Below are 3782 nucleotides of genomic sequence, written 5' to 3'. Positions count from 1 at the left end.
TGACCGACGCCCCGATCCGCGTCGCCGCGGGCGCCGCGACCCATCCCGGTCGCCGCCGGCCCGTCAACGAGGACGCCCATCTGGCCGCGGCGCCGCTGTTCCTCGTCGCCGACGGCATGGGCGGGCACGACGCGGGCGATCTGGCGAGCCAGATCGTCGTGGCCGAGTTCGCCGCGCTCGCCGGGGAGCCGTCGCTCGGCGTCGACGACGTGCGCGCGGCGCTCGCGCGCGCTCGCGCCTCGGTGGAGGGGCTCGACGGCGGCGACCGCGCCGCCGGCACGACGCTGAGCGGCGTCGTCGTCGCCGAGGCCGGCGGCGTCGGATACTGGCTCACCGTCAACGTGGGCGACTCGCGCACCTACCGGTTCGCCGGGGGCGTGCTGGAGCAGATCAGCGTCGACCACTCGGTCGTGCAGGAGCTGATCGACGCCGGCGCCCTCGACGCCGACGAGGCCGCGACCGACCGGCGGCGCCACGAGATCACGCGGGCCATCGGCGCCGGCAGCGACGGCCAGGCCGACTACTGGATGGTGCCCGCCGAGCCCGGCGACCGCATCCTGGTGTGCTCCGACGGCCTGTCGGGCGAGGTGGGCGCCGCCCGGCTCGCCGAGCTGCTCGCCGGCGTCGCCGATCCGGGCGAGGCCGCGTCGCGCCTGGTCGAGGAGGCGCTCGAGCACGGTGGCCGCGACAACATCACCGCGGTCGTGGTCGACGCGCTCGAGGTCGCCGGCTACGTCGACCTGTACGACACGGCGCCCGCGGGCGGCCGCGACGCCGCGGCCGACACCGCGCCGCGAGCGGGAAGGAGCCCCCGATGACCGATGTGCGCTACCGCCCGGCGACGGATGCCGCGCCCTGGCACGCCGCCGTCTCCGCGCCGGCGCTCGCGGTGCTGGCGCCCGACGTGGCGGCGGACGCGGTCGAGGCGGTCTGGCGCGGGCTGGACGGCGCCGGTCTCGGCGAGCTGCTCGAGACGCTCACGCGCGGGCGCTCGCTGACCGGCGTCGCGCCGTTCGCCCTCGCCGTGGCCGAGGGCGACGGCGTCCGCGTCGCGGTGCGCGGCGACGTCGAGCTCGTGGCCGAGCGAGACGCGGGCACCGAGCGGCTCTCCGGCGCCGGCGCGGCGACGTGGGTGGAGCGGCTCCTCCCCGGCATCCGTCGCCTCGACGTCGTGCTGCCGGTCGAGTCCTCGGCACAGGAGCTGCCGGTCCGCGACGGCGTCGTGGCCGTGTCGGCGCTCACGTGGACGCTGACGGATGCCGCGGGTGCGCCCGGCGCGGTCGGCGAGGCACCGGGGCGTCGCGTGTCGCCGCCTCCGCCCGCCCCCGGCGGCGCATCGAGCTCCACCCCGGCGAGGCCCGGAGGGTCTGCGCCGCGGACCGGTGCGGCGCGTGACCCCGAGACCTCCGCCGAGACACCGATCGTCGGGGGCGGCGCCTCGCCGTCCCCGTTCCCCGCGCTGGGCCCGGAGGCGCGGTCCCGGATCTCGGACGGTGACCCGGTGGGGGCTTCGTCCGCGCTCGCCGGCGGGCGAGCCCCCGGCGAGCCGGACCGCGGCCGGGAGTCTGCGCGCGGAGAGGTCGCGGGTGAGCACGCCGATCGCGGTGGCGTGGCGCGCGAGCGCGTCGATGCCGCGAGTGCCGACCTCGGTGATGCGGCCCACGGACGGGCTGATTCCGCGGAACGGGCCGCCGAGGCGGAGCACGGCCGGAGACCTGCGGGCGGGAAGGTCTCGGGCGCGGACGCCGATGCCGGTGACGTCGTCCGCGAGCGGGCCGACGCCGCACGGACGGCCGCCGGCGAGACCGCCGGTGAGCGGGCCGATGCCGCTGGAGCGGGTCACGGGGACACCTCCGCGGGGACGCCGGGCGAGCACCACGGGAGCGGAGCGCTCGGCGCGGAGGGGCCCGCGCACATGGGCCTCGAGCCCGAGGGCGCCGACACGTGGGCTCCGCCGGCGGCCACGTCGGCCCCCGAGGTCGAGGCGCCGGTGGACGAGTACGACCAGCTGTGGGGCGCCACGATCGCCCGTCCCGTCCAGGCCGCCGCGATCGTGCCGCCCGCTCCCGGCGAGGCGGCCGAGACGGGACGCACGGCACCCGTCGGCTCCGAGGAGGCAGAGGCCGGGGCACAGAGCGCCGGCGCCGCGTCGACCGACGCCGCGGCGCCCCTGACGACGCCCACGCTCCTCGGCGACCACGACGGCGAGACGATCGCGGTGGCCGAGCTGCGGGCGGTGCGCGACGCCGAGCGCCAGAAGCTCGAGTCGACCGACCAGGTGCCGCCGCGGCGCCCGTCGCAGGGCCGCATCCGGCTGTCGACGGGTCGCGTCGTCGAGCTCGACCGGCCGGTCGTGGTGGGGCGTCGCCCGCGCTCGACGCGGGCGTCGGGCGCCGAGCTGCCGATCCTCGTCGCCGTGGAGAGCCCCGAGCAGGACATCTCGCGCAGCCACCTGGAGGTCCGCGCCGAGGGCGAGCACGTGCTCGTCACCGACCTCGACACGACGAACGGCTCGGTGCTGCTGCGCGGCGGCAGCGAGCCGGTGCGCCTGCACCCCGGCGAGCCGACGATGGTCGTCTCGGGCGACGCGGTCGACATCGGCGACGGGGTCGTGCTGACCTTCGAGGATCTGCCGTGACGACGAAGCGTCCGCCCGCGCCGCCGCCGCGGCTGCCCGGCTTCACGTTCGTGGAGGTGCTCGGCTCCGGCGGCTTCGCCGACGTGTACCTGTACGAGCAGCAGCTGCCGCGCCGGCGCGTCGCCGTGAAGGTCATGCTGCCCGACCGCATGGTCGGGGGAGCCGCGGAGCAGTTCGCCGCCGAGGCGAACGTCATGGCGCTGCTGTCGACGCACCCCGCGATCGTCACGATCCATCAGGCCGGCGTCTCGGACGACGGTCGCCCCTACCTCGTGATGGAGTACTGCCCGCGCCCCAATCTGCAGGTGCGCTACCGGGCCGGGGCGTTCTCGGTCGCCGAGGCGCTGCGCGTCGGGGTGCAGGTCGCCGCGGCCGTCGAGACCGCGCATCGCGCCGGCATCCTGCACCGCGACATCAAGCCGGCCAATATTCTCGTCACGGAATACAATCGTCCGGCGCTCACGGACTTCGGGATCGCGACGACGCTCGAGGGCACCGACGAGTCGCAGGGCATGTCGATCCCGTGGTCGCCGCCGGAGTCGTTCGACGACGCGCCCGCCTCGGGCGTGCGCTCGGACGTCTACGCGCTCGGCGCGACGGTCTACACGCTGCTCGCCGGGCGCTCGCCGTTCGAGCAGCCGGGCGGGCGCAACGGCGGCGCCGAGCTGATCCAGCGCATCGAGCGCGACGCGCTGCCGCCGCTCGGCCGTGCCGACGCGCCCGACTCGCTGCACCATGCGCTGGAGCGCGCGATGTCGAAGCGGCCGGTCGACCGCTACGACAGCGCGGTGGCGTTCGCGCGCGCCCTGCAGCGCGTGCAGATCGAGCTGGCGCACTCCGTGACGCCGATCGACATCCTCGACGACGCGCCGCCCGGCGACGACGCCGACGACGAGCAGGATGCCGAGCTGACGCGCGTGCGCGGCATCGCGAGCATCGAGCCGCAGACCGCCCCCGCCGCCGGCCGTACCCACGAGCGGCGGCCGGCCCCGGCCGATCACGTGGACGATCCGGCCGCCTCCGCCCCGGACGACACGGTGCGCCGCTCGTCCGGCGGGCGCGCCGTCGCTCCTGCCGCCTCCGCTCCTGTCGTCGGCGACGTGTCGCCCACGGTGCTGCGTCCGCGCACCGTGTCGCCCGACCG

3 protein-coding genes are annotated in these 3782 nt (G+C 77.1%); all 3 read left to right on the top strand.

The features are described from left to right. Positions 1 to 14: 14 nt before the first annotated feature. Entirely contained in the window at positions 15 to 818 is an 804-nt protein-coding gene (locus tag WML84_RS13680; protein ID WP_347346690.1) for a protein phosphatase 2C domain-containing protein, read from the top strand. Then, complete coding sequence (locus WML84_RS13675; RefSeq protein WP_347346689.1) at positions 815 to 2638, top strand: FHA domain-containing protein; 1824 nt, start codon at positions 815 to 817, stop codon at positions 2636 to 2638. Before WML84_RS13680 ends, WML84_RS13675 begins: the two co-directional genes overlap by 4 nt. Next, positions 2635 to 3782: serine/threonine-protein kinase (locus WML84_RS13670; RefSeq protein ID WP_347346688.1), on the top strand; the 1148-nt coding region annotated here is incomplete at its 3' end. The genes WML84_RS13675 and WML84_RS13670, both read left to right, overlap by 4 nt.

Source organism: Microbacterium sp. (assembly GCF_039812165.1).
Lineage (GTDB): Bacteria > Actinomycetota > Actinomycetes > Actinomycetales > Microbacteriaceae > Microbacterium.
The sequence above is the reverse complement of the archived record's forward strand: the minus strand, read 5'-3'. Positions and strand labels throughout refer to the sequence as shown.

What these genes read in the sequence shown, in the direction of transcription:
- WML84_RS13675 (WP_347346689.1), top strand. Translation starts at nt 815, where the DNA reads ATGACCGATGTGCGCTACCGCCCGGCGACGGATGCCGCGCCCTGGCAC.